Source organism: Litorivivens sp. (assembly GCF_041625495.1).
Taxonomy (GTDB): domain Bacteria; phylum Pseudomonadota; class Gammaproteobacteria; order Pseudomonadales; family Spongiibacteraceae; genus Litorivivens.
The window spans coordinates 1-22,912 of record NZ_JBFJTH010000049.1 but is presented as its reverse complement, the minus strand read 5'-3'; the positions used below and the strand labels follow the sequence as shown (position 1 = coordinate 22,912).

The window sequence follows — 22,912 nt, the reverse complement described above, 5'->3', positions numbered from 1 at the left end:
TGTCGCCGTCGAGGTCCTCGTTGTAAAAAGGCAGGTCGGCCAAGCTCACAATGTCAAACACGGTGTCCTGATCGAAGTGGTCGCCAGCGGCTTTCAACAAACTCAGGTTGAGTGATTGTCGCCGCAGGCTGCCGTTGATGCCGAGAATATTCATTGTTGTGCTCCTGAAATTTTTAGGTCGTAGAGAATCACCGAGTCGTGGTTTCGGTGAATGTGCCGTTGCGGAAATCGTTCAGCGCCTGCTCGATTTGATCGCGCGTATTCATTACAAAGGGGCCGTAGTGGGCTATTGGCTCGTTTAGCGGTTCGGCGGCCAATACCAGCAACTGTGTGGTGTGGCTGCCGGAATTGCTTACGCTGAATGTTTCTCCTGGGTGCGTCCGCGCCAGATGTTGCGCGGAGACCACCGCGGTGCCCGAGCTCGCAGGGCTGGCAGGCAATGTGGCTTCCCCGCGAAATACATAGGCCACCACGGTTGCCGTGGATGAGACGGGAATATCAACTTTGGCCTGGCCTTCAAGCGTTAGATCGACCACAAGAGGCTGCGTGGCCACACCCTGAACCGGCCCCTGTATGCCGCCTATCTGGCCAGCAATAACACGGGCGACGACACCTGGGCTGGGTTGCCAGAGTGGTATGTCGTCAGCCTGAATTTCTCGGTACTGGGGCGGCGCCATTTTTTCCCGTGCCGGAAGGTTGATCCATAATTGAAAGCCGTGCAGCTGTCCCTCGTCTTGTTCGGGCATCTCTGAGTGAAGTATGCCGCTCGCTGCGCTCATCCACTGCACATCTCCGGGCCCGATGATGCCCTCGTTGCCGAGGTGGTCGCGGTGGCGCATGCGACCTTTGAGCATGAGGGTTACAGTTTCAAAGCCGCGATGAGGGTGTTCCGGGAAGCCGCCGATATAATCTGCCGCGTGGTCGCTGGCAATTTCATCGAGCATCAGGAAAGGGTCGAACAGCCCAAATTGCCCCGCCGGAGCAATGCGTTGAATGCGCACGCCGTCACCGTCACGGCTGGGCTGTGCGGGGTAGACAGCTTGTAGTGTTCGTTTCGTGTTCATGACCATACTCCTGAGTGTGAATGCCATTTTAGTTCTTGATATGAGAATAAAAAGCGAAGATATTTGGAGTAATTGTTCAAATAATTCAAACTAATAAGTATGCGAGCGTTAACTCTAGAGGCATTGGAAGTGCTCAGCGCGATTGAGCGGGCGGGTAGCTTTGCGGCGGCGGCTGAGCAGCTGCACAAAGTGCCATCGGCGGTTACCTATGCCGTGCAAAAGTTGGAGCAGGAACTGGGTGTGCAGCTGTTTAATAAAGAAGGGCGCCGCGCGGTGATGACTCCGGCTGCGCGGCTACTGGTGGCGCAGGGGCGAGGCTTGTTGGAGGCCGCTGATCGATTGGCAGAGGCCGCGCGTCAGGCGGAGCGGGGATGGGAATCCCAGCTGCGCATCGCAATTGATTCTTTGATCGATTTCGACGTGGTGGCCGATGCTCTAGCGGCCTTTACCGGGCTTGAATCAGGCACCGAAGTGCGGCTCAGCGAAGAGGTGCTGTCCGGTGCCTGGGAAGCGGTGTTGGAGGGGCGGGCTGATCTGGTTGTGGGTGCACCACGTTTGCCAGATGTGCCGGCAGAGCTGGAGGTGCGCTCGCTGATGGTGGTTGAGTTTGTGTTTGCAGTGGCGCCATTTCATCCGCTAGCGCAGCCTTCGCGCCCCCTATCACCCGACGATATTGCGCCATTTCGCGCTATTGTCGTGCGCGACACCGCCCGGCACCGCGCCGTGATGACCCGGCGTGTGTTTCCGTCGCAGCCGATTCTGGCTGTGTCGTCCATTGCCCAGAAAATTGAGCTGCAACGTCGGGGGCTCGGAGTTGGCTACTTGCCGCGTCATTGTATAGAGCGGGAGCTGGCCAGGGGTGAGTTGGTGATGCCGCCAATGCTGAAAACAGATGCTCCGAGCGAGCTGGTACTGGCCTGGAAAAAAGGCCAGAACGGCCGAGCATTGCGCTGGTTTGTGGATTGGTTTCGGACGGCGATGTCCGGATCACTGCCCGCCGCTAAAGCCTGACTGGCGCCACGCCTCATAAACAAAAATACTCACAGCGTTGGACAGATTCAGGCTGCGGCTATCGGTTTTCATCGGTAGGCGGAGAATCTGCTGGCTGGGCAGGGCTGCCAGGAAGTCTGCGGGCAAGCCGCGGCTTTCCGGACCAAAGACTAGGCAATCGCCGGGCTGAAACTGCGCGTCGCTATAAAAGCGGGTGCCTTTGGTGGAGCACGCGAATACTCGCCTTGGCTGTTCGTGCTCAAGATAGCTCGCCCAGTCAGTGTGGGTTTTAACGTCGGCCCACTCGTGATAATCCAGCCCGGCCCGACGCAGTCGCTTGTCATCCAGGGCAAAACCCAGTGGTTTGATCAGATGCAGGCGCATGCCGGTGTTTGCACACAGCCTGATTATGTTGCCGGTATTGGGTGGGATCTCCGGTTGGTAGAGTACGATATCCAGCATGATCAGGTGCGTGCTCCGAAAATATCTGTGCCAATTCGCACCAGGGTTGACCCTTCGGCAACGGCCGCCGGGAAATCCCGTGACATGCCCATGGATAGCGTATCCATTTGTGGGTATTCACCCTGCAAGGACTGAAAACAGGCGCGCACCGCTGCAAAGGTCTGCCGCTGAGCAGCTGTATCGTCCCGCGCGGCGGGAATGGCCATCACACCGCGCAGCATCAAGTTGGGCAGGGTAGCAACCTGCTCGGCCAGGTTCTTCAGTTCGTCGGGCGCTACGCCCGCTTTCTGGGGCTCGCGATCAATATTGACCTGCAAGCAGACATTCAGTGCTGGCAGTGTGCTCGGGCGCTGATCGTTTAGGCGCTGCGCGATCTTGAGTCGGTCAACGGTATGGGCCCAGTGAAAATGCTCGGCGACGAGCCGGGTCTTGTTTGATTGCAGCGGGCCGATGCAGTGCCATTGCAGCGGCAGATCCTGTAACTCGAGCTGCTTGTCGACGGCTTCCTGAATATAATTTTCGCCGATATTGGTGAGCCCTGCGCTTGCAGCCACGCGAATAGCTGCCGCCGGGCGGGTCTTGCTGACCGCAAGTACGGTAATATCATTGGGGTCGCGGCCGCATTCTTGTGCAATAAGGCGGATGCGCTGGCGCAGCTCTGCTATATTGCGGTTAATCAAAGCTTCGTCGATCATGTCGGGTAGCTCGTACTCCTACGCTCAAACCGTGCGCGCTGTTTTCCAGCGCCGATGAATAACAAGGAAAAGCATGGATATTACAGAATTACTGGCCTTCAGCGCTAAGCAAAATGCCTCTGATTTGCACCTTTCTGCCGGTTTACCGCCCATGATACGGGTTGATGGCGATGTGCGGCGGATCAATCTGCCGCCCTTGGAACACAAAGACGTTCATAGCCTGATCTATGAAATCATGAGTGACAAGCAGCGTCGCGACTTTGAGGAATACCTGGAAACTGACTTTTCATTCGAGGTGCCCGGTGTTGCCCGTTTTCGGGTAAACGCTTTTAATCAGAACCGTGGCGCTGGCGCGGTCTTTAGAACCATTCCCTCCAAGGTGTTGACCATGGACGAATTGGGCATGGGTGATGTGTTCAAGAAAATCTCAAGCTATGCCCGAGGGATTGTGCTGGTGACTGGTCCGACCGGCTCCGGTAAATCCACAACCCTTGCGGCGATGATGGACTTTATCAACGACACCCGCTTTGAGCATATTCTGACCATTGAAGACCCCATCGAATTTGTACACGAGTCGAAGAAATGTCTGGTCAATCAGCGTGAAGTGCATCGTGACACCCACGGCTTCAGTGAGGCGCTGCGCTCGGCCCTGCGGGAAGATCCGGACATTATTCTGGTGGGCGAGATGCGGGATCTGGAAACCATCCGCCTGGCATTGACCGCGGCCGAAACCGGTCACCTGGTGTTTGGTACCTTGCACACCACCTCAGCGGCTAAAACCATTGACCGGGTTGTCGACGTCTTTCCGGCCGAAGAGAAGTCGATTGTTCGCTCGATGCTGTCTGAATCGCTGCAGGCCGTTATTTCGCAAACCCTGCTCAAAAAGCAGGGCGGTGGTCGGGTGGCAGCCCACGAAATCATGTTGGGCACCCCCGCGATTCGGAACCTGATTCGGGAAGACAAGGTGGCGCAGATGTATTCGTCTATTCAGACCGGTGGCGACCTTGGCATGCAGACCATGGACCAGTGCCTGGAGGCTCTGTTTAAACGCAAAGTGATCAGCCGTGATGCGGCAAAAGCGAAAGCGCGGTTCCCCGAAAACTTCTGAGCCTGAGGTTACGCAGTGATAGTTGAAAAAATGTTGAAGCTGATGGTCGAGAAAGGGGCGTCCGACCTGTTTATCACGGCTGGAGTTCCGCCGTCGATCAAGCTCAACGGCAAAATGATGCCCCTTTCAACTCAGGCCATGTCGCCGGATCAGTCGCGCGAAGTGGTTTTGGGCGTGATGAATGATGCCCAGCGTCGGGAGTTTGCTGAAAAGCGCGAATGCAATTTTGCGATCAGCTCTCGCGGCATAGGCCGCTTCCGGGTGAGCGCTTTCCAGCAGCGCAATTTTGCCGGCATGGTGCTGCGCCGCATTGAAACGCAGATACCCACGATTGATGAATTGGGGCTGCCGGATATTGTCAAAGATCTGGCTATGACCAAGCGCGGCCTGATCATCTTTGTTGGGGCAACCGGTACGGGTAAGTCAACCTCGCTGGCGGCGATGATCGGTCACCGCAATAAGAATTCGCGCGGTCACATTATCTCCATCGAAGATCCGATTGAGTTTATACACAAGCACGATGGATGTATCGTGACCCAGCGCGAAGTGGGCATTGATACCGAATCCTTTGAAGTCGCGCTGAAAAATACGCTGCGGCAAGCGCCGGATGTCATTCTCATCGGGGAGGTGCGTACCCGCGAGACCATGGAGCACGCAATTGCCTTTGCCGAAACCGGCCACTTGTGCCTGTGTACCTTGCACGCAAACAACGCCAACCAGGCACTGGATCGCATTCAGAACTTTTTCCCGGCCGAACGTCACGGTCAGTTGTGGATGGATTTGTCGCTAAACCTCAAGGCGATGATTGCCCAGCAGCTGATCCCTACCCCGGATGGCGAGAGTCGCCGCGCCTGTATTGAGGTGTTACTGAATTCGCCGTTGGCATCGGATATGATCCGTAAAGGCGAAGTCCATGAGCTGAAAAGCTTGATGGCACGCTCCACAGAGCAGGGCATGCAGACCTTTGATCAGGCCTTGTTCGAGCTCTACAGCGACGGGCAGATCACCTATGAAGATGCCTTGGCACATGCAGACTCCCCCAATGATTTGCGGTTGATGATAAAGATGGGTGGGGCAGATTCGGATCAATTGGGTGAGATGTCGAAACGGCTGTCGCTGATGGATGACGAATCAAATGCGCCGCGGCCGGGTGGCTATAAACGCTAGCGCGATCATTGGCGCGGTCGGATTTACTCAGGCTGGCTGCGCATCCACGATTCCAGAATCAGCCTGGCACTCAGGCTGTCTACCTTCATCTGCTTGAACTGCTTGCTGTGGCGCTGCTCCATGATGTCGCCCTTGGCTTCAAAGCTGCTTAAGCGTTCGTCCCAGAAACCAATGTCGACACCAAAACGGCCGTGAATGCGGTTGCCGAATTTACGTGCACGCTGGCTCAGCTCTGATTCTGTGCCATCCATGTTCAGGGGCAGCCCGACAATCACCAGCTGTGGTTTCCACTCTTGCAGCAGGCCTTCAATTTCTTCCCAGCGGGGAACGCCGTCTTTTGCCATCAACGGTTGCAGGGCGGTCGCGGTGCCGGTCAGTGTCTGTCCGGCGGCGACACCAATCCAGCGTGTGCCGTAATCAAATCCGAGAATCGTTTTCACGCGTGGCCGGTGTAAGGTGCAAGTTTGGCCAGATCGACGCCCATTTTGCGTAGCGCCGCATCCAGCTTTTTATGGTGGGGTACTTCAAACAGAAGGTGGTGATCCGCCGGGACTGTCAGCCACGCGTTTTCCTCGAGTTCGGCTTCCAGTTGCCCGGGGGCCCAGCCGGCGTAGCCCAAAGCGATCAGGTTGTATGGTGGGCCGGCGTTGGTGGCGATATCGCCGAGAATGTCGAGCGAGGTGGTGAGCTGAATATCGCTGCTGATGGCGATTGATTCCTGCCAGCGCTGCGCTGCCGAGCTGTGCAACACAAAACCTCGGTCGGTGTGCAGTGGGCCACCGGCGAATACGGGTTCATTGTGTGGGTACGCGGCATCGGCCAGCGACAACTGATCGAGTACCTCGTCGACCCTAACGTCGAGCGGGTGGTTGACCACAATTCCCATGGCGCCGTCTTTGTCGTGCTCGCAGATGTAGGTCACGCTGCCCGCGAAAAAACCGCTGTTGAGCGCAGGTGTGGCGATCAGGAAGTGGTTTTTGAGGGTGTTTTCACGCATGGGTTCATTATCGCCCAGCTGAAGGGGAACACAAGCGAATATCAACTTTCCGAGGTGAGAGTGCTCTGTTCAAAACGCCAAGTGCGGATGATTTCTAGCACATCGACTTCGCGTCGCAACTCGGGGGGGAAGGGGGCGAAGGGGGCGGCGAGGCGAACAATGCGAATGGCGGCGCTGTCTAGCAGTGGGTGCCCGGATTTTTGCAGGATTTCCACTTTGTCGATACTGCCATCAGGTAGCAGTGCCACCATGAGCCTGAGCGAACCTTCCAGGCCCAGTCGTTTGGCCTGGTCGGGATAGTTGTTGTTGCCGATTGTTTCCACCTCGGTGCGCCAGTGATGCAAGTATTCCGCGTCGATTGATCGGGACGTGGACATGGAGGTGAGGCGCCTAACGCGGGGGCGGTTGGCGTAGGCCTGGCGCTGAATATCCAGCTTGGCTTGCAGGCTGGCAATTTCGCGGCTCAACCGGGTGCTGTCTGCAGGTCCGTCGATCAGCTCTGTCAGCTGTTCTTTTTCCTTGTCTTTCTGGGAGGTTTTGCGCTCGGCTGTTGCATTGGAGCTGAGCAGCTTCTGGGTGTCAGCAGCCTGCTTTTGTTTGGCAAGGGTCAGTGTTTCCGGCGAGGAATGCAGGGTATCGCGCATCGGTCGCTGTTTATCGGTAGTGATCAGGGCTTTTTCTTCGAGTGTGCCGCTGCCCTGTTGATCGTGCTGGGCCAGAAAATCGGCATTCGGATTGGGGTCTGACTTGAATTTCGCGAGTGTAATTTCCAGTCGCGGGGCAGAGCGCTGGCGCAGTTCTTCCGTGAAACCCACGCCCAGGATAATGGCCGCATGCAGGGCGACGGCCAGGCAGAAAAAGAAGCCTAGTTTGTCGGGCTGTGGTGAGGCTGTCTGGGCGACGGCATTCATTGTTGTCAGTCGGATCCGGTTATGCGGGTGGCGATGGCGTCCATCAGCCGGTCGGCGATACCCGTATTATAAGCCCGGTCTATTTCGCGAATACAGGTGGGGCTGGTGACATTTATTTCGGTCAGATAATCGCCAATGATATCCAAGCCGACAAACAGCAGGCCCTTTTCGCGCAGCACCGGCGCTACCTGACTGGCGATCCATCGATCGCGGTCGCTGATGGGCTGCGCGCGTCCGGTGCCGCCGGCCGCCAGATTGCCGCGGGTTTCGCCTTGGGCGGGAACGCGCGCCAGGCAGTAGTCGACGGGCTCACCATCAATCAGTAGCACCCGTTTATCCCCATCGCGTATTTCAGGGAGGAAGCGCTGCGCCATAACCGTTTCCTGGCCGTGTCGGGTCAGGGTTTCAATGATAACGCCGAGATTGGGGTCGCTTGGCCCCACCCGAAAGATCGATGCGCCGCCCATGCCGTCCAAAGGTTTCAGGATTATATCGCCGTGGGTGCGATGGAACTCTCGCAGACGTGCAGCGCTGCGCGTGACCACTTGCGGGGGGATGCATTGGGGAAACTGGGCTGCAAACAGCTTCTCGTTACAGTCACGCAGGCTTTGGGGCCGGTTGACCACCAGTGCGCCCTGTTTCTCGGCGATTTCCAGTATGTGCGTGGCGTAGAGGAATTCGTTGTCGAACGGGGGGTCCTTGCGCATCAGGATCACGTCCAGGTCTGCCAGTGGCAGATCCTGAGGGTCGCCCAGCGAGTAATAATGCTCAGGGTTTTCGAACACCTGCAGGGGCTGCATGGTGGCGCAGGCCTTGCCATCCGCGACAAACAGCGATTCGGGCGTCATGTACTGCAGTTGCCAGTCGCGGCGACTGGCGGCCCACAGCATGGCCAGGGTGGAGTCTTTTTTGTAGTGGATTCGATCAATGGGATCCATGACCACACCAAGTTTAATCGGCATCTACGTAGGCCTCGCGCTAACTTTGCAGGCTGCGATCATAACCTATTGATTCGAAGGTGGGAAAACACCGTGTTTGTGCGTGCCTGCGGCGGGCAAATTTCCTCGCTGCCAGCGTCAGTTATGGATTAAACCTTGAATCCGTGTTAAACAGGGGAACTGACTTGGACAATAATATAAGCTGTACGTGTGTTGAGTACGCGACCGGCAGTTTTACGGTGAGAATATGGAAGTAAACTTCGAAAACCTCAAAGTCATGGTGATCGACGATAGTAAAACGATTCGTCGCACCGCTGAGACCTTGCTCACAAAGGTGGGTTGTGCGGTAATAACCGCGACCGACGGTTTTGATGCTTTGGCAAAGATTGCCGACACAAAGCCCGACATCATTTTTGTTGATATCATGATGCCGCGTCTGGATGGCTACCAAACCTGTGCCTTGATTAAAAATAATAGTGAATTCAACAAGACACCGGTCATCATGCTGTCAAGCAAGGATGGTCTCTTTGATAAGGCGAAGGGGCGTATTGTTGGATCTGACCAATACCTGACCAAGCCTTTTAGCAAAAACGAATTACTTGAGGCTATTCAGTCCCACGTGGCTGCGGCATAACAATAATAACCTTGCGAATTATGGAGAATTGAGCATGGCTCGCGTTTTGATTGTCGACGATTCGCCGACGGAAACTTACAAAATCTCGCAAATGCTGAGCAAGCACGGCTATGAAGTGCTGACTGCTGAAACTGGGGAAAAGGGTGTTGAAATGGCGCGGGCTGAACTGCCTGACGTGGTATTGATGGATATTGTCATGCCCGGCATGAATGGGTTTCAGGCGACGCGGCAATTGACCAGCGACTCTGCGACCAGCGGCATCCCGGTGATTATTGTAACGACCAAAGACCAGGAGACGGATCGCCTGTGGGGCAAACGTCAAGGAGCCAAGGGCTATCTGACTAAGCCCGTTGACGACAGCACCTTGGTTAGCACCATCAAATCGGTGCTGACTGCCTGACCGGGGGTGAAATGGAATTACCTGCCGATCCCTTTCAGCAATTACTGACCTACGCTAACCGCAGCGTTGCCGTTGCAACAGGTCTGCCGCAACAAACCGAAATAGTTCCTGAATGGACTGGTATCGCGTTTACCCTATGTGGTGCGCAACTCGTGGCGCCGATGGGTCAGGTCACTGAGATTCTGACAATTCCCGCCCACACCCGTTTACCGTCGGTGCAGGACTGGGTGCGCGGCATCGCCAATGTGCGCGGGCGCCTGCTGCCGTTGATGGATATGGAGGCCTTTCTCGGTGGCACGCTTGGTCGCGACCGCAAAGAGCATCGCGTGCTGGTGTTGGAGCTGGGTGAACTCTACAGCGGCCTGATTGTAAGTAGTGTCCGCGGAATGGAAACCTTTCCGGTGGATTTGTACAGTGCCGGCGTACCTGAAGAAACGCCGGAACCGTTGCTGCCTTACATCGAGGGAGCATATCAGCGCGACGGGGAGCGCTGGTCGGTGTTCAGTCCTGAAAAGCTGATTCAGGACGACAGATTTTATAACGTCGCAGCCTGACCGGGCTGCAATGGGGAATTAGAGAGAGCCACAGTCTAGACGGCCTGGAGTCCGGAGAATGAAATTAAGTAAAGACAGCGGCGTTTCGCGCTTGCGTGCGAATCGCTCCATCAGTTTGTTTATTGTGCTGATGCTGGCCGGCTTTATCGGCGCCGGTATTAACGCCTATATCGTACTGCGCGATGCCAGCTACGATCAGCGTTATCTGGAACTGACCGCGGATCTCAGGCTGTATACGCAGCAGATTGAAACCAGCTCTCGCGAGGCAGCAGCCGGTGACGGTGAGGCTTTTGAGTCGCTGGCCAATGCTCGCGAGCGTTTTGAGCAGGCGCTGACCGTGTTGGAGCGCGGTGCTCGCGATCTGCCGTCACCTCGCGAACTGCTGTCATCCGAGCTCAATGCGCTGGATTCAGACTGGGAGCGGGTTAGTGAGGCAGCGCAAACCATCATTACCAACAAAGAGCGGATCATCTTCCTGCACGAGGTTGCCCTGACGCTCAACGAATCTATTCCGGTACTTCAGCAGGAATACAATAACGTTGTGGAGATTCTGCTGGATCGCAATGCGCCGGCCGATCAGGTGGCTGTGGCCCAGCGCCAATCCTGGCTGGCAGAGCGGATCGCGCGTAACGTAGACCGCATGCTTGATGGTGGGCAGGACGCGCCCATTGCAGCTGACCAGTTCAACATCGACGCGAGCACCTTTGGTACCGTTCTGCGCGGTATGATCGAAGGCAACCCGGCGATGCAGGTCAGCCAGGTTAAAGACCCCGAGGCCCAGCAGAGCTTGCAGGAAATCAGCCAGCTGTTTGAATTCGTGGCAAGCTCCGTTGACGATATCTTCCAGGCCTCACCCAGTTTGCTGGAAGCGACCACCGCTGCAGAATCCATTATTGTTGATGCGCCCAAGGTACAGGAAGCCACCAACAAACTATCGAGCGCCATAGACAACCTGGAAGACAAGCGGCTGCTATCTACCACCACGGCTCTTGGCTTTGTCATTCTTATTCCCATTTCACTGGCGCTTATCGGTATTCAATCGTTCCGCAATACCCAGTTGCGACTGCAGGAAACCGCCCAGACCAATGACCGGAACCAGAACGCGATCCTGCGACTGCTGGACGAGCTGGCCGATCTGGCAGACGGGGACCTGACCACAACGGCAACGGTATCGGAAGACTTTACCGGCGCCATCGCAGACTCTATCAACTACACCATAGACCAGCTTCGGGTGCTGGTATCGCAGATTAACGACACTGCACTGCGTGTATCCGGCGCGGCGCAGAACTCCCAGCAAACCGCACTGACGCTGGCCGAAGCTTCTGAAAACCAGGCCCAGGAAATTGCCGGTGCATCGGCGGCGGTCAATGAAATGGCGGTGACCATCGACCAGGTATCGTCAAACGCCGTCGAGTCCGCCGCGGTTGCGAAGCGCTCGGTATCAATCGCAAACACTGGCGCCGAGATGGTACAGAACACCATCAAAGGCATGGATAACATTCGTGAGCAGATTCAGGAAACCACGAAGCGGATCAAGCGACTGGGTGAATCCTCGCAGGAGATCGGGGATATCGTATCGTTGATCAACGACATCGCCGACCAGACCAACATCCTCGCATTGAACGCAGCGATTCAGGCCTCGATGGCCGGTGACGCGGGCCGCGGTTTCGCGGTTGTTGCGGACGAGGTTCAGCGCCTTGCGGAACGTTCTTCGGGCGCAACCAAGCAGATTGAAGCACTGGTTAAAACCATCCAGTCAGATACCAACGAAGCCGTTATCTCAATGGAGCAGACCACCACCGAGGTGGTGCGTGGTGCTCGTCTGGCCCAGGACGCTGGTGCGGCTCTGGAAGAGATCGAGAAGGTATCGCAGGAACTGGCGGAATTGATTCAGAACATCTCGAACGCAGCGCGGCAGCAGGCGGCCTCGGCGGGTCACATTTCCAACACGATGCATGTTATTCAGGAGATCACCTCGCAAACTTCTGCTGGTACCACCGAAACGGCACGATCTATTGGTAATCTCGCAGAGATGACTGACGAATTGCGACGTTCGGTAGCGGGCTTTAAGCTGCCGCAGCAGGCCGAAACCGAACGTTCGGATGCTGAATATGAGAATGACGGTGTGTATGAGGAAGAGGCCTAATATACAGGCGCACTGCCTTCGGGCAGGAGGGTCTGTGGCCACCGCATATGGTCAATGTGAATGATGACGAACTTGGTCGCTGGCAGGCTGTGCTGGAAGCGCAGACAGGCATCAATCTGTCACAGCACCGCCATATACTTCAGAAGGGCCTGCAGCCCTGGCTAGACAAAGCCGATGGTGAAGAAGCTGACCTGATTTTGCGGCGTGCGGAATCGCAACCGTGGCACGGCAAGGGCAATTGGCTGGTCGACCATCTGGCTGTAAAGGAAACTCGTTTTTACCGCACCCCAGCGGCTTATCGGGTACTTGCACAGTATGTGCAGACCCGCATCGCGGCGGCGCCGGACAAGAAACTGACGCTCGATCTGTGGAGTGCTGGCTGCTCAACCGGTGAGGAAGCCTACACCATGGCGATGGTGACGGCGGATCTGATCGAGGCCAGTGGCGAACGTGTTTACTACGGGGTCATTGGCAGCGATATCAGCAGTGCGGCGATCCGCAGCGCCCGGCAGGCGAGCTTTCATGTGCGTCGTTTGCAGGAGCTGCCGGACAGCCTGAGAACGCGCTATATGGAGTCCGCCGATCGGCTGAATTATCGGGTGCAGCCACAGCTGGCATCGCGCGTTTGTTTTTTGCAATCCAACCTGCTGGATCCGCAAAGTACGCCGAGATCTAGCATGGATGTGATTTTTTGCCAGAATGTGCTGGTGTATTTTCGAGGTTGGCGCCAGCGCCAGGTGTTGAATAACCTGGTGCGCAGACTGAAGCCGGGAGGTATTTTGGTCATCGGTGCCAGTGAGGGACGAGGCTGGCAGCATCCGGACCTCGTACGCAAAGCGGGCGAAAATGTGCAGGTTTTCGAGCGTCGTGCGAATGATTAAGACGAGAAGATAATGACGGAACGTCGCGATTACGTGGGGCTAGATTGGGTGGCCGGGGAGATTGCTGAATCCCTGGAGGCGGCGCAAAGTGCGTTGCAATCCTATATCGACGACCCCAATGACAGCACCCGCCTGCATTTCTGCCTGGCCCATATTCATGAGGTTCAGGGCAGCCTGCAAATCGTTGAGTTTTTCGGCGTAGCCCTGCTGGCTGAAGAGATGGAAGAGCTGGTCAAGGCACTGCTGGACCGAACCCTGCCGGACTCCATGCTGTCTGACGCGATGATCGCGCTGCAGCGAGCATTGGCCGATATGCCGCGCTATCTTGAAAAGGTTCGAGAAGCGCAACGCGAATTCCCCTCCGAATTGATCCTTGCCATCAATGAGCTGCGCGCAGTGCGCAGTCAGCCCCTGTTGGCTACCGGAAGCGTTTTTCTGCCGGATATGGCCGCAGGTACACGTACCGATGAAGCGCCCTTGCGACTGGCGGAAGGCGAGTTTCTCGATGTTGCCAAAAAGTTGCGGCAGATGTATCAGGTCGCACTGCTGGGATACTACCGCGGCCACGAAACCCGTAAAAACCTGAACTACATGGCCAAAGTCTGCGCCCGGGCCGCGAAGATCTGTCGCGGCCACGCCGTGCAGGATGTGTGGGTGGTTTGCATCGCCCTGCTCGAAGGCTTGTTGAACAATTCTATCCACAGCGGCTTTGCGGTGCGTAGCCTGCTGCGTCGGGTCGACAAGGAGATACGGCTGTTTGTTGAGGCCGGGCCAGCGGTACTGGAGCGGCCACTGCCGGAGGCGCTGCTGCGTGACATGCTGTTTTATGTGGCAACCTGCCGCGGCAACTCCAACTACATACGCGACGTAAAGCAGCGTTACAAAACTGCCGCCGGGTTGCCGGCGCTGACCGGCGATCAGCCTGATAGCGGCGCCAAGGCCATTCATGAGGCACTTTCTGTGGAGTGCTCGCTGCTGGCGAATGCGTTGAAAAGCGGCGGTTATGACGACACCAACCTGCAGCGGTTGCAAAACGTGCAGCAGGCGGCAGCCGTGCTGGGTCTGACAGAGCAGTTTAAAACGCTGCGCGCGCTGACACTGCGCTTTGATGAGGCGGCGGCTGGCGGGCGCGGTCTCGATGTTGATCTGCGGCAACTTGCATCGACCCTTGGCGAGGTGCATGAGCCGGTTGGTGAGCGTGTTTTATTCAACGGCAGTGAGGAAGCCCAGCAACAACTCGACCGAGCCTATCTGTCCGTGGTTCGCGAATCGCGTAACGGGCTGGAGCTTGCCAAGGAAGCGGTCGTCAACTTCGTTGCCAACCAGTGGAACACTGACTATCTCAAAGAGTTACCGGAATTATTGACCAGTATTTCCGGCAGCCTGTTGTTGGCGGAGCTGGGGCGTGCCGCCGATGTGCTGCAAAGTTGTCGACGCTTTGTCAGCGAGCAGTTGCTCGATGACCCCCACACGCCAGACTGGCAAACCCTCGATGCCTTGGCCGATTCTCTCACGGCGGTGGATTACTATCTGGAGCGTTGCGCCAGTGATTTTGGCGGCGTCGACGATGATATCTTGTCAGTTGCCGAGCGCTGCATAGAGCAGCTGGGCTATCCCACCGATATGCCTGCTCAATTATTGGACGACGATAACGATCGCACCGAAGTCTCGTCGGTACAGGCAGCGCCAGCGGAGCCCGTTACCGTTGCAGCGACCTCTGCAGCGCCAACCGAAACTTCGGTTGAGGCTGATGACGGCGATGATGCTGTTGACGAAGAACTGGTCGAAATCTTTATCGAAGAAGCCGATGAAGTGCTCGACACCATCAATGAGCACCGGCCAACACTGAGCACGGCACCCTCCGATGAAAACGCGCTGGGCGAAGTGCGTCGTGGATTTCATACCCTGAAAGGCAGCGGCCGCATGGTTAATGCCTTGCAAATTGGTGAGTTGGCCTGGTCGATTGAAAACATGCTCAACCGTGTGGTTGAGGGCCGTTTCAGGCTGGATGCACAGCGCCTTGATGTGATTGACCAATCACTGGCACTGCTGCCGTCGCTTATTGCAGGATTCAAAGCTCGACGCCATGACAAGGTGGAAGAGGCGCGAGCGATTGCGGCGCAAGCTGACGCACTGGCTGAAGAGGCATCGCCCGATCTATCGGCACTGCAGCGCGATGTGGGTGCGCAGTCGGAGGCACAAGACGCGCAAACCGGAGACGATTCCTCGGCACAGGTGGCCGCAGTGCCCGAGCCACCAGGGGACGAAACGGACGACGCGCTGTCGGAAATCTTTGTTGCCGAGGCGCGTATTCACCTACAGGTCGTCGAAAATTTTCTGAGCCGGGCCGAAGCCCCCATTGAATTACCCGATGCTATGCAGCGGTCCCTGCACACCCTGAAAGGCGCGGCCAATATGGCTGAAATGGTGGAGGTTGCCACCGTTGTATCGCCTTTGGAGCGGTTTGTTAAGGAAATGCGGGCATTGCGTGCGATGGCCGACGTTGACGCCTTGATGCTGTTGCGCGATGCCGTGAATGCGATAGGGGCCGCCATTGACAGAATTGCGGCCGGCGAAGGCGTCCAGGTTGCAAAAAGTGACGTGTTGCTCGGGCGCATCGACTCCCTGCACCGCCGCTTGTTGATGAACGCTCAATCGGCAGCTGATGCTCGGGAAGAAGATAGAATTGCACCGGGTGAACTCGACGCCTTTATGGTGAGCACGGGTGACACCCTGGCCGCCATGGCCCATACCCTGGAGCATTATGCCGATGCCCAGAGTCTGCACCGGCTGTCGGAAACCGCAGGCCATATCTCCAAGCGGGCAGAAAGTATCCGTAGTCTCGATGCGATTGCGGAGCTGGCCGGCGCACTTCAGGTCATTATGCAGGATGCAGTAAACCCGGTTCCTGAAGAGGCTGTTGATCTGTGCCGTCGCGCAACCGATTCCCTCGATGCCATGCTGAACCAATTGGCCGCGGAACAGAAGCCCGACATCAATGATGCCCTGGTGGCGCAGTTACGAGAGTTTGATTACCGCACCGCGCTCAACGATGTCGCGCAGGGATGGGATGCGGATGAAACAGCGGATGTCGAAGAGATAGACATTACGGTGCCACCGGAGCCCACGCCTGAGATTGCGATCGAGACGTTCTCAGAGCCAGAGCCAGAAAACATCACGTTGGAAGCGTCGGCCGTTGAGGACGAAGAAGCCGACCCGGAAGTGACTGCAATTTTCCTCGAGGAAGCCGACGAGCTGCTGGAAGGTGTCGACGAAGCCATCAATGCCTGGTCCGACAGCGATGGCAGCCAGAGTGATCTCAACAACCTATTGCGTCACCTGCACACCATCAAAGGTGGTGCGCGCATGGCTGGGCTGACAAAGCTGGGCGCCTATACCCATGAGTTTGAAAGCTTTGTCGAGTCAGCGATAGCCAGTGGTGAATCCAACAGTGACCAGTTTCTGCCGCGTCTGCACGTATTCCAGGATGCGCTGGTCACTGGTGTTGAGGCGATTAAACGCGGCGAGACTTTCTCCGCTGAGACACCTGCAGCGGTCATTGAACCCCCGCTGCTGAGTGAACCGATTGTGCTGGCAGAGCCGCCAGAGGAGACACCGGCGCTGGTAGAGCAGCAAAGCGATGCCGACAGCGAGGTGGTCGAAATCTTCCTGGAGGAAGCCGACGATCTGGTGGAAGCAATCGACGATGCCCTCCAATACTGGACCGGTGATCGCAGTAATGCAGAACACCTGGAACTGTTGCAGCGTCACCTCCATACCTTTAAGGGAGGTGCCCGACTGGCTGGGCTGTCCGGGCTTGGCGACCTGTGTCACGAATTTGAAGCCTACATTGAACAGACCGATCGTCGGGACGATGATTTTCTGTCGCAAATGCTGGCCTATCAGGATCGCATCAACGAAGGTTTGACCGCCGTTCGCAGCGGCAACCGCAAATGGGTGAGTGAGCCTCTGCTGCCCGCTGTGGCCGCAAAAAGCGAGCTCAGCGATGCACCGCAGCCCGGCGCCCTTGTTCCGACGTCAGGTGACGCTGTAGAGCGACCTGCGAGTGCCGATTCGCAGATGCCGCAGGAGATGATCAAGGTCTCCGCCCAGCTGATGGAAAACCTGGTTAACCTTGCTGGTGAAACGTCGATATCGCGCGGCCGAGCAGAAGAACAGGTCTCGGAGCTGACCGCATCGCTGGATGAGATGTCGATGACCGTTGAGCGCCTGCAGGAACAGGTGCGGCGACTCGACATTGAAACCGAGGCCCAGATTCTGTTCCGTCAGGAGCAGGTGGGGTCTGAACAGGAAGGGTTCGACCCCCTGGAGTTTGACCGCTATTCCCAGTTGCAGCAGCTATCGCGCTCGCTGATGGAATCGTCCTCGGATCTGATCGATATACGTCAGACGTTGGGCGAGCGCACCCGGGATATGGAAACCCTGTTGATTCAACAGGGGCGAATCAATACTGAACTGCAAGAAGGCCTCATGCGCTCGCGCATGGTTCACTTTACCCGCATGGTGCCGCGCCTTCGCCGTATTGTCAGGCAGATCAGTCTGGAGCTTGGCAAGCGAGTGGAGTTCAAGGTCTATAACGCGGAAGGCGAATTGGACCGAACGGTGCTGGAGCGGATTATTCCGCCGCTGGAGCATATGCTGCGTAATGCGGTAGACCATGGTATTGAATCGGCGGAAGCGCGCCGTGCTGCGGATAAAGCTCCGGTCGGCAATATCAGTATGCGTTTTGGCCGTGAAGGCGGCGATGTGCTGATAGTGCTCAGCGATGACGGCGCCGGCATCGATTTCGACGCCGTCCGCAAAAAAGCGATAGCCATGGGGCTGCTGGAGGAGGGTGAGCAGGTTTCTCAGGAGCGTCTGGCCGATTTCTTGTTTGAAGCGGGTTTCTCCACCGCCAGCGAAGTTACCCAGATCTCCGGTCGCGGCGTCGGCATGGACGTGGTCTACAGCGAGATAAAGCAACTCGGCGGTAGTATTGCGGTCGATTCAACACGCGGTAAGGGAACGCGTTTCACAATACGGTTGCCCTTTACGGTATCGGTTAACCGCGCACTGATGGTTAGTATAGGGGGCGACATTTTTGCGATTCCTATCAACACCGTTGAAGGTGTGGTGCGGGTGAGCCCCTATGAACTGGAAGTTTACTATCAGCCGGATGCGCCGCCGTTTGAATACGCCAATCAGAGTTACTCGCTGAATTACCTGGGTACTCTGTTGCGCACCAGCCTGTCTCCCCACCTGGAAGGTCAGACCGAACCGCGACCGGTGTTGCTGGCGCGTGGTACCGACCGGCCGACAGCCGTGCAGATAGACAGCATTCTGGGTTCACGCGAGATTGTTGTAAAAGCACTGGGGCCGCAGTTCAGTCATGTGCACGGCCTGTCCGGCGCGACGGTACTTGGCGACGGCAGTGTGGTTGTTATTGTTGATATACCGGCACTGGTGCGTTCAGAGCTCCAGCGAGGCCGCGACCTTGCGTTGGAGCAAAGTGCGCAGCGTATAGAGCAGCGCAATCGTCTGGTAATGGTGGTTGATGACTCGGTTACGGTTCGCAAAGTGACTTCGCGGCTGTTGGAGCGGCAAGGTTTTGACGTCATGCTGGCGAAAGACGGTGTTGATGCGGTAACTCAGCTGCAGACCTGTGAGCAGCTGCCGGACGTCATGCTGCTGGATATCGAAATGCCGCGAATGGACGGATTTGAAGTTGCCAGCCGGGTGCGCCATACCAGCCGGTTGCAGGATATCCCGATCATCATGATTACCTCACGTACTGGTGACAAACACCGTGAGCGGGCATATAACCTGGGCGTCAATAAGTATCTGGGTAAGCCATACCAGGAAATCACACTGCTTCAGGCGATATCGGAAGTGTCCGATGAGGCGGTAGAGTCCTGATCTCTTGTTAATGGCAGGTTAGAACATGTCCCAACTTGCCTTGGTGGTTGATGATGTCCGGCGGCGACAGTGGCTGGAAAATCAGCTGGTGAAAGCCGCCCACTACGTGTTGCTGAGCTGTGATGCGCCGCACCTGGAAATCCTCTATCCATCGCTGGAAGAAGCGCCGCAAGCCTGGCTGATTTTGTTGCCGGAGCGACAGGTGGAACGTGCGCTGGATTATATCGGCAGCGTATCGTCAGCGCCGACGCTGGTGCTTAACGAATGGCCGGAAGATCGCGACGCACACACGCGCTGGCTGAATCAGTTGATGACCAAGCTCAATGCCACGCTGCTGCCTACACTCAGCCCGCCGGTCATCCTGCCACCGCAACAGATCTGGCTGCTGGCCGCCTCACTGGGCGGGCCGGAGGCGGTGACTGAGTTTCTGGCGGCTTTGCCTGGCGATTTGCCAGTGGCCTTTGTCTACGTGCAGCATATAGAGGAGGCCTTTGATCAGGCGCTGGTGACACACCTGAATCGACAGACGCCTTTCGAGGCTTTCAAATTTGATGGCGAAACGCGTCTGGGTGTCGGTAGGATACTGATTGTCGCGCCGGAAAAGCGCCCCCGGTTTCTGCCTTTTCAGCGCGTCATCCCGGCGAGTAAACCTTGGCTGGGAAAGTTCAGACCGGGAATTGACGAAGTCGCCGCCGATCTGGCGCGCCTGTATCGCGAGCGGCTGGGACTGATTGTATTCAGTGGCACCTGCAACGACGGTGAGCGTGCGGCGGTACTGGTCAACCGTGTGGGTGGCCAAGTGTGGAGCCAGTCGCCTGAGAGCTGTCTCATTGCCACCATGCCCGAGGCGGCAAACCGCACGGGTGTCGTGGGCGTTAGTGGTACACCGCGAGAGCTTGCGGCCACGCTGGCGTCCCGGCTCAGAAATGCAGCCAAGTCATAAGAGGCTAAATCATGGAACAGACGCTAAGAAAAATTCAGTTCACGGATTCGGTACCCGTACTGATGCTGCCTTCGCAACAAAAACAGTTGCTTGTGCCCAACGTTAATGTAGCCGAATTTGTTGTCATCTCTACCGTACAGCCGCTGGCGTCGGCACCGCCCTGGATGTTGGGATTGATTGACTGGCGCGGGCAGAAGGTGCCATTGATCTCCTTTGAACGCCTAAACGGTGATGCGGATGATCTGGTTGAGGACAAGGGGCATGTCGCCATCCTTAACGGTATCGGTGGTCGAGAAGAACTTCCGTTCTACGGTATTCGCTGCAGCGGCATGCCGCGCCAAGCGCGGATACTGGAAGAGGATGTTGCCCGGGACGACACCGCTGTGCCCGGACATGTTGAATCATCTCAGGTGCTGTTGGCGGGAGAGGCGGCGGTTATCCCCGATCTGGTGGTGATAGAGGCTCAAATTTGCCGAGTTTTGATGAATCAATAGGGGCCGTTTGCAGGCATCAACCAGTCAGCCATTCAGTGATTAGCAGTGCAGCGGGGTTCGACTGCAGCTCGATGAGCCGCCATGCTTTCCAGCGGGCAACTTACATTGCCCGTTAGCTTTAGCAAACCAACAGTTACCCCAGATCTCCCCACCGATACTGCAAGATACTGATTGCAGCAATCGGCGCAGTCTCCGTGCGCAGTACCCGTGGCCCAAGCTGTAGGGCTTTAAAGCCCGAGCGCAGCGCCAGCTCCACTTCGCTATCGTCTAGCCCACCCTCGGGGCCAATCAGCAGCGCCGCCGACGCGGGTGTCGACGCTGTGTTGAAATCGTCGTGATGGGCGGGCGAAAGCACCCATTTCTGGTCAGCTTGCACATTGTTGAGCCAGTCTGGCAGCTGGGCGGGTGAATCTAGGTACGGCAGGCTATTGCGGCCGCATTGCTCGCAGGCGCTGGCGATGATCTGCTGCCAGTGGCGCTGTTTTTTTTCGGTTCGTTCGCGATTGAGTTTTAAATCGACGCGCTGGGTATACAACGGGGTTATTCGGGCTGCGCCTAGCTCGGTGGCTTTCTGCAGAACCCATTCAAAGCGATCGCCTTTGGACAGGGCGATACCGAGGTGAATGCTCAGTGGGGAGCGAGGGTCCTGTGTGCTGCACTCGCCAATTGCAACCGACGCTTTCTTTTTGTCGGGCTGCCGAATGGACGCCTGATAGCTGCAGCCATCGCCATTAAACAGGGTGAGGGCGTCACCCGCCTGCAGGCGTAACACGGCGCACAGATGGCGGGAGGAGCTTTCCTCCAAAGTGATTTCTGTGCCTGGGTTGAGCGCCTGATCAGTGTAAATTCTTGGGATGCGCATCAGAGCTGTTTTACAAACACCTTGGAGTTGCGTTGAAAATTGTAGAGCTGCTGCTTGCCGGGCGGCAGCGCTTCAATACTGCTGGGCGCGAAACCCTGCTCCTGAAACCAGTGTGCCGTTTGCGTGGTAAGCACAAACACCGACTGCAAGCGCTGCTGGCGCGCGTATTTTTCCAGCGAGCGCAGCAGGCGTTCGCCGCGATCACTGCGACGGTAGTCTGGGTGCGTGGCCACGCAGGCAACCTCGCCCGTGGCTTGTTCGGGGTAGGGGTATAGCGCGGCGCAGGCGATCACTACGCCGTCGCGACGGATGACCCGAAAGCAGTGGATCTCGGTTTCCAGCACTTCGCGAGAACGCTTGACCAGTACGCCACTGTGTTCCAACGGTGCAATGATTTCCAGGATGCCGCCCACGTCATCGATCGTGGCGGTGGCCAGTTCTTCGTAGTGGTCATTGGAGACCAGCGTGCCGGCCCCATCGCGGGTGTACAATTCTTCCAGCAGCGCGCCATCTTCGGCGAAGCCAATCAGGTGGCAGCGTGGAATGCCGCGTTCTGCCGCGCGGATCACCGTCAGTAAGGCGTAGTCGTTTTCTGCCGTGGGCAGCAGATCGCGGGCCTCGCTGAGCTCGCATTCTCGGATCAGGTCTCCCTCGCAGATCACGCCGGGCAGTTCATCAAAGACAATCAGTTTGTCGGCCTTAATCGCTGCGGCGGTCTCAACCACGATATCTTCCAGGGCAATATTGAAAATTTCTCCGGTGGGGGAGTACCCCAACGGTGAAATAAGCACCACGTTGTCCTGGGCCAGCTGACGGTGGATGGCGTCTGCGTCTACCCGGCGCACCTGACCGGTGTGCTCCAGATCGACCCCGTCTATCACCCCAAAAGGTTTGGCGGTCACATAGTTGCCCGATACCACCCGTATCGCGGCGCCGTGCATGGGCGAATTGGCAACGCCCATCGACAGCAGGGCTTCAATATGCGCCCGCACGGAGCCGGCCGCATCGCATACACACGCCAGCGTACCGGCATCGGTGATGCGCAGGTCCTGATGAAAGCGGCTGTCGATACCTTGCTGCTGCACCCGCGATTCAATCTGCGGACGGGCACCGTGTACCAGCACCAGGTTTACCCCCAGGCTGTTGAGCAGGGCGATATCGTGGATGATATTGTCAAAGTTCGGGTGTTCGATCGCCTCGCCGCTGATCATCAGCACGAACGTTTTGCCGCGATGCGCATTGATGTAGGGTGCGGAATTGCGGAACCACTTGATATAGGAGGTGTCGTCGGCCATGGTTTCCCCTGTGTCTTGGGGCTATTTTGGGCACAGTAACAAGGGGATACAAGCGCTTTTTCAGTGCCGTTACAGGTTTACGTTGGCGGTGGGAGAACCAGGTCGAGGCGGTCAATCATGTCGGTAAAATCGCCGTGGTAGATGCCAAAGCGATTTTCCCTGGCTTCGCGGTAGGCGGTTTTAACGGCGTCGTTGGCGCTGGGGTAGGCAACCTCGGCCCAGTCGATTTCGTCTTCTCTGAAAAAGCCGACGTCGAGGGCCTCTTCGCCGCAGGCACAAGCCGTAGTGTCCACGCTGGCGTGTAGCCCGATGTAAACCTCGCTGATAAAACTGATGGAGCCGATCATGTAAGGGCTGAAGTTTTCTGGCGGAATGTGCACACAGGTTTCTTCGCGCAGTTCGCGTGACACGGCTTCACGCAGGGTTTCACCATTTTCCATAAAGCCGGCAGGAAT

At 57.0% G+C, this 22,912-nt stretch carries 22 protein-coding genes; 11 read left to right on the top strand and 11 right to left on the bottom strand.

The annotated features are described in order from the left end of the window. On the bottom strand, positions 1-154 hold a 154-nt coding region (locus ABYP39_RS07925), incomplete at its 3' end, for an NADPH-dependent FMN reductase (RefSeq protein ID WP_372781928.1). Between the two features lie 34 nt (positions 155-188). After that, a complete protein-coding gene (locus ABYP39_RS07920; RefSeq protein ID WP_372758405.1) occupies positions 189-1,064 on the bottom strand; it encodes a pirin family protein in 876 nt (291 codons plus the stop codon). A gap of 99 nt (positions 1,065-1,163) precedes the next feature. Between ABYP39_RS07920 and ABYP39_RS07915 the strand changes: the two genes are divergently transcribed. Beyond that, positions 1,164-2,075: a LysR family transcriptional regulator gene (locus ABYP39_RS07915; RefSeq protein WP_372749932.1), complete on the top strand. Its 912-nt coding sequence runs from the start codon at positions 1,164-1,166 to the stop codon at positions 2,073-2,075. On the opposite strand, the gene trmL is transcribed toward ABYP39_RS07915, so the two are convergent. Beyond that, positions 2,052-2,516 (bottom strand): tRNA (uridine(34)/cytosine(34)/5-carboxymethylaminomethyluridine(34)-2'-O)-methyltransferase TrmL, encoded by a 465-nt coding sequence (gene trmL, locus ABYP39_RS07910; protein ID WP_372749931.1) that lies wholly within the window; start codon positions 2,514-2,516, stop codon positions 2,052-2,054. The two genes, ABYP39_RS07915 and trmL, sit on opposite strands and share 24 nt — an antisense overlap. A 2-nt stretch (positions 2,517-2,518) precedes the next feature. Continuing rightward, the gene (locus tag ABYP39_RS07905) at positions 2,519-3,211 is read right to left on the bottom strand and encodes a YggS family pyridoxal phosphate-dependent enzyme (protein ID WP_372781926.1); all 693 of its coding nucleotides are present in this window, start codon (positions 3,209-3,211) and stop codon (positions 2,519-2,521) included. A 73-nt stretch (positions 3,212-3,284) separates the two neighbouring features. Between ABYP39_RS07905 and ABYP39_RS07900 the strand changes: the two genes are divergently transcribed. Then, the gene (locus ABYP39_RS07900; protein ID WP_372758406.1) at positions 3,285-4,319 is read left to right on the top strand and encodes a type IV pilus twitching motility protein PilT; all 1,035 of its coding nucleotides are present in this window, start codon (positions 3,285-3,287) and stop codon (positions 4,317-4,319) included. 15 nt (positions 4,320-4,334) lie between these two features. Then, positions 4,335-5,486 (top strand): PilT/PilU family type 4a pilus ATPase, encoded by a 1,152-nt coding sequence (locus ABYP39_RS07895; RefSeq protein WP_372750021.1) that lies wholly within the window; start codon positions 4,335-4,337, stop codon positions 5,484-5,486. A 23-nt stretch (positions 5,487-5,509) separates the two neighbouring features. On the opposite strand, the gene ruvX is transcribed toward ABYP39_RS07895, so the two are convergent. The 4 genes from ruvX to gshB are packed head-to-tail and all read right to left on the bottom strand — an operon-like array spanning position 5,510 to position 8,356. Beyond that, positions 5,510-5,926, bottom strand: coding sequence for a Holliday junction resolvase RuvX (gene ruvX / locus ABYP39_RS07890; protein ID WP_372750022.1), 417 nt, complete (start codon positions 5,924-5,926; stop codon positions 5,510-5,512). Continuing rightward, the gene (locus tag ABYP39_RS07885; protein WP_372750023.1) at positions 5,923-6,483 is read right to left on the bottom strand and encodes a YqgE/AlgH family protein; all 561 of its coding nucleotides are present in this window, start codon (positions 6,481-6,483) and stop codon (positions 5,923-5,925) included. Before ABYP39_RS07885 ends, ruvX begins: the two co-directional genes overlap by 4 nt. Positions 6,484-6,524: 41 nt before the next feature. Then, positions 6,525-7,394 (bottom strand): energy transducer TonB, encoded by an 870-nt coding sequence (locus ABYP39_RS07880; protein ID WP_372750024.1) that lies wholly within the window; start codon positions 7,392-7,394, stop codon positions 6,525-6,527. 5 nt (positions 7,395-7,399) lie between these two features. Next, entirely contained in the window at positions 7,400-8,356 is a 957-nt protein-coding gene (gene gshB, locus ABYP39_RS07875; protein WP_372759062.1) for a glutathione synthase, read from the bottom strand. 223 nt (positions 8,357-8,579) lie between these two features. Between gshB and pilG the strand changes: the two genes are divergently transcribed. Genes pilG through ABYP39_RS07835 form a run of 8 tightly spaced genes read left to right on the top strand, consistent with a single transcriptional unit; the run spans position 8,580 to position 20,300 of the window. Beyond that, entirely contained in the window at positions 8,580-8,966 is a 387-nt protein-coding gene (pilG, locus tag ABYP39_RS07870) for a twitching motility response regulator PilG (protein ID WP_372749979.1), read from the top strand. 34 nt (positions 8,967-9,000) lie between these two features. Continuing rightward, positions 9,001-9,366 (top strand): twitching motility response regulator PilH, encoded by a 366-nt coding sequence (pilH, locus tag ABYP39_RS07865; protein WP_372749980.1) that lies wholly within the window; start codon positions 9,001-9,003, stop codon positions 9,364-9,366. 11 nt (positions 9,367-9,377) lie between these two features. Next, positions 9,378-9,920: a chemotaxis protein CheW gene (locus ABYP39_RS07860; RefSeq protein ID WP_372749981.1), complete on the top strand. Its 543-nt coding sequence runs from the start codon at positions 9,378-9,380 to the stop codon at positions 9,918-9,920. Positions 9,921-9,978: 58 nt separating this feature from the next. Continuing rightward, complete coding sequence (locus ABYP39_RS07855; protein ID WP_372781923.1) at positions 9,979-12,066, top strand: methyl-accepting chemotaxis protein; 2,088 nt, start codon at positions 9,979-9,981, stop codon at positions 12,064-12,066. Between the two features lie 47 nt (positions 12,067-12,113). Then, positions 12,114-12,947, top strand: coding sequence for a protein-glutamate O-methyltransferase CheR (locus ABYP39_RS07850; protein ID WP_372781921.1), 834 nt, complete (start codon positions 12,114-12,116; stop codon positions 12,945-12,947). Between the two features lie 12 nt (positions 12,948-12,959). Next, complete coding sequence (locus ABYP39_RS07845; RefSeq protein ID WP_372781919.1) at positions 12,960-18,863, top strand: Hpt domain-containing protein; 5,904 nt, start codon at positions 12,960-12,962, stop codon at positions 18,861-18,863. A 25-nt stretch (positions 18,864-18,888) separates the two neighbouring features. Further along, a complete protein-coding gene (locus ABYP39_RS07840; protein ID WP_372749949.1) occupies positions 18,889-19,806 on the top strand; it encodes a chemotaxis protein CheB in 918 nt (305 codons plus the stop codon). Between the two features lie 11 nt (positions 19,807-19,817). Then, entirely contained in the window at positions 19,818-20,300 is a 483-nt protein-coding gene (locus ABYP39_RS07835; RefSeq protein WP_372749950.1) for a chemotaxis protein CheW, read from the top strand. Positions 20,301-20,433: 133 nt separating this feature from the next. Here the strand turns inward: ABYP39_RS07835 and ABYP39_RS07830 are convergent, their stop codons facing one another. From ABYP39_RS07830 to ABYP39_RS07820, 3 genes are all read right to left on the bottom strand, one after another. Further along, positions 20,434-21,162, bottom strand: coding sequence for a 16S rRNA (uracil(1498)-N(3))-methyltransferase (locus ABYP39_RS07830; RefSeq protein ID WP_372781917.1), 729 nt, complete (start codon positions 21,160-21,162; stop codon positions 20,434-20,436). Beyond that, positions 21,162-22,457: an amino-acid N-acetyltransferase gene (gene argA, locus ABYP39_RS07825; RefSeq protein ID WP_372781915.1), complete on the bottom strand. Its 1,296-nt coding sequence runs from the start codon at positions 22,455-22,457 to the stop codon at positions 21,162-21,164. The genes ABYP39_RS07830 and argA overlap by 1 nt, the downstream gene beginning before the upstream one ends. A gap of 77 nt (positions 22,458-22,534) precedes the next feature. Next, a partial coding sequence (locus ABYP39_RS07820) for an NUDIX domain-containing protein (protein ID WP_372781913.1) occupies positions 22,535-22,912 on the bottom strand: 378 nt, incomplete at its 5' end.

Coding starts and splice junctions, on each gene's coding strand:
- ABYP39_RS07920 (WP_372758405.1), bottom strand. CDS start 1,064: ATGAACACGAAACGAACACTACAAGCTGTCTACCCCGCACAGCCCAGC.
- ABYP39_RS07915 (WP_372749932.1), top strand. CDS start 1,164: ATGCGAGCGTTAACTCTAGAGGCATTGGAAGTGCTCAGCGCGATTGAG.
- trmL (WP_372749931.1), bottom strand. CDS start 2,516: ATGCTGGATATCGTACTCTACCAACCGGAGATCCCACCCAATACCGGC.
- ABYP39_RS07905 (WP_372781926.1), bottom strand. CDS start 3,211: ATGATCGACGAAGCTTTGATTAACCGCAATATAGCAGAGCTGCGCCAG.
- ABYP39_RS07900 (WP_372758406.1), top strand. CDS start 3,285: ATGGATATTACAGAATTACTGGCCTTCAGCGCTAAGCAAAATGCCTCT.
- ABYP39_RS07885 (WP_372750023.1), bottom strand. CDS start 6,483: ATGCGTGAAAACACCCTCAAAAACCACTTCCTGATCGCCACACCTGCG.
- ABYP39_RS07880 (WP_372750024.1), bottom strand. CDS start 7,394: ATGAATGCCGTCGCCCAGACAGCCTCACCACAGCCCGACAAACTAGGC.
- gshB (WP_372759062.1), bottom strand. CDS start 8,356: ATGCCGATTAAACTTGGTGTGGTCATGGATCCCATTGATCGAATCCAC.
- pilG (WP_372749979.1), top strand. CDS start 8,580: ATGGAAGTAAACTTCGAAAACCTCAAAGTCATGGTGATCGACGATAGT.
- pilH (WP_372749980.1), top strand. CDS start 9,001: ATGGCTCGCGTTTTGATTGTCGACGATTCGCCGACGGAAACTTACAAA.
- ABYP39_RS07860 (WP_372749981.1), top strand. CDS start 9,378: ATGGAATTACCTGCCGATCCCTTTCAGCAATTACTGACCTACGCTAAC.
- ABYP39_RS07855 (WP_372781923.1), top strand. CDS start 9,979: ATGAAATTAAGTAAAGACAGCGGCGTTTCGCGCTTGCGTGCGAATCGC.
- ABYP39_RS07850 (WP_372781921.1), top strand. CDS start 12,114: ATGGTCAATGTGAATGATGACGAACTTGGTCGCTGGCAGGCTGTGCTG.
- ABYP39_RS07845 (WP_372781919.1), top strand. CDS start 12,960: ATGACGGAACGTCGCGATTACGTGGGGCTAGATTGGGTGGCCGGGGAG.
- ABYP39_RS07840 (WP_372749949.1), top strand. CDS start 18,889: ATGTCCCAACTTGCCTTGGTGGTTGATGATGTCCGGCGGCGACAGTGG.
- ABYP39_RS07835 (WP_372749950.1), top strand. CDS start 19,818: ATGGAACAGACGCTAAGAAAAATTCAGTTCACGGATTCGGTACCCGTA.
- ABYP39_RS07830 (WP_372781917.1), bottom strand. CDS start 21,162: ATGCGCATCCCAAGAATTTACACTGATCAGGCGCTCAACCCAGGCACA.
- argA (WP_372781915.1), bottom strand. CDS start 22,457: ATGGCCGACGACACCTCCTATATCAAGTGGTTCCGCAATTCCGCACCC.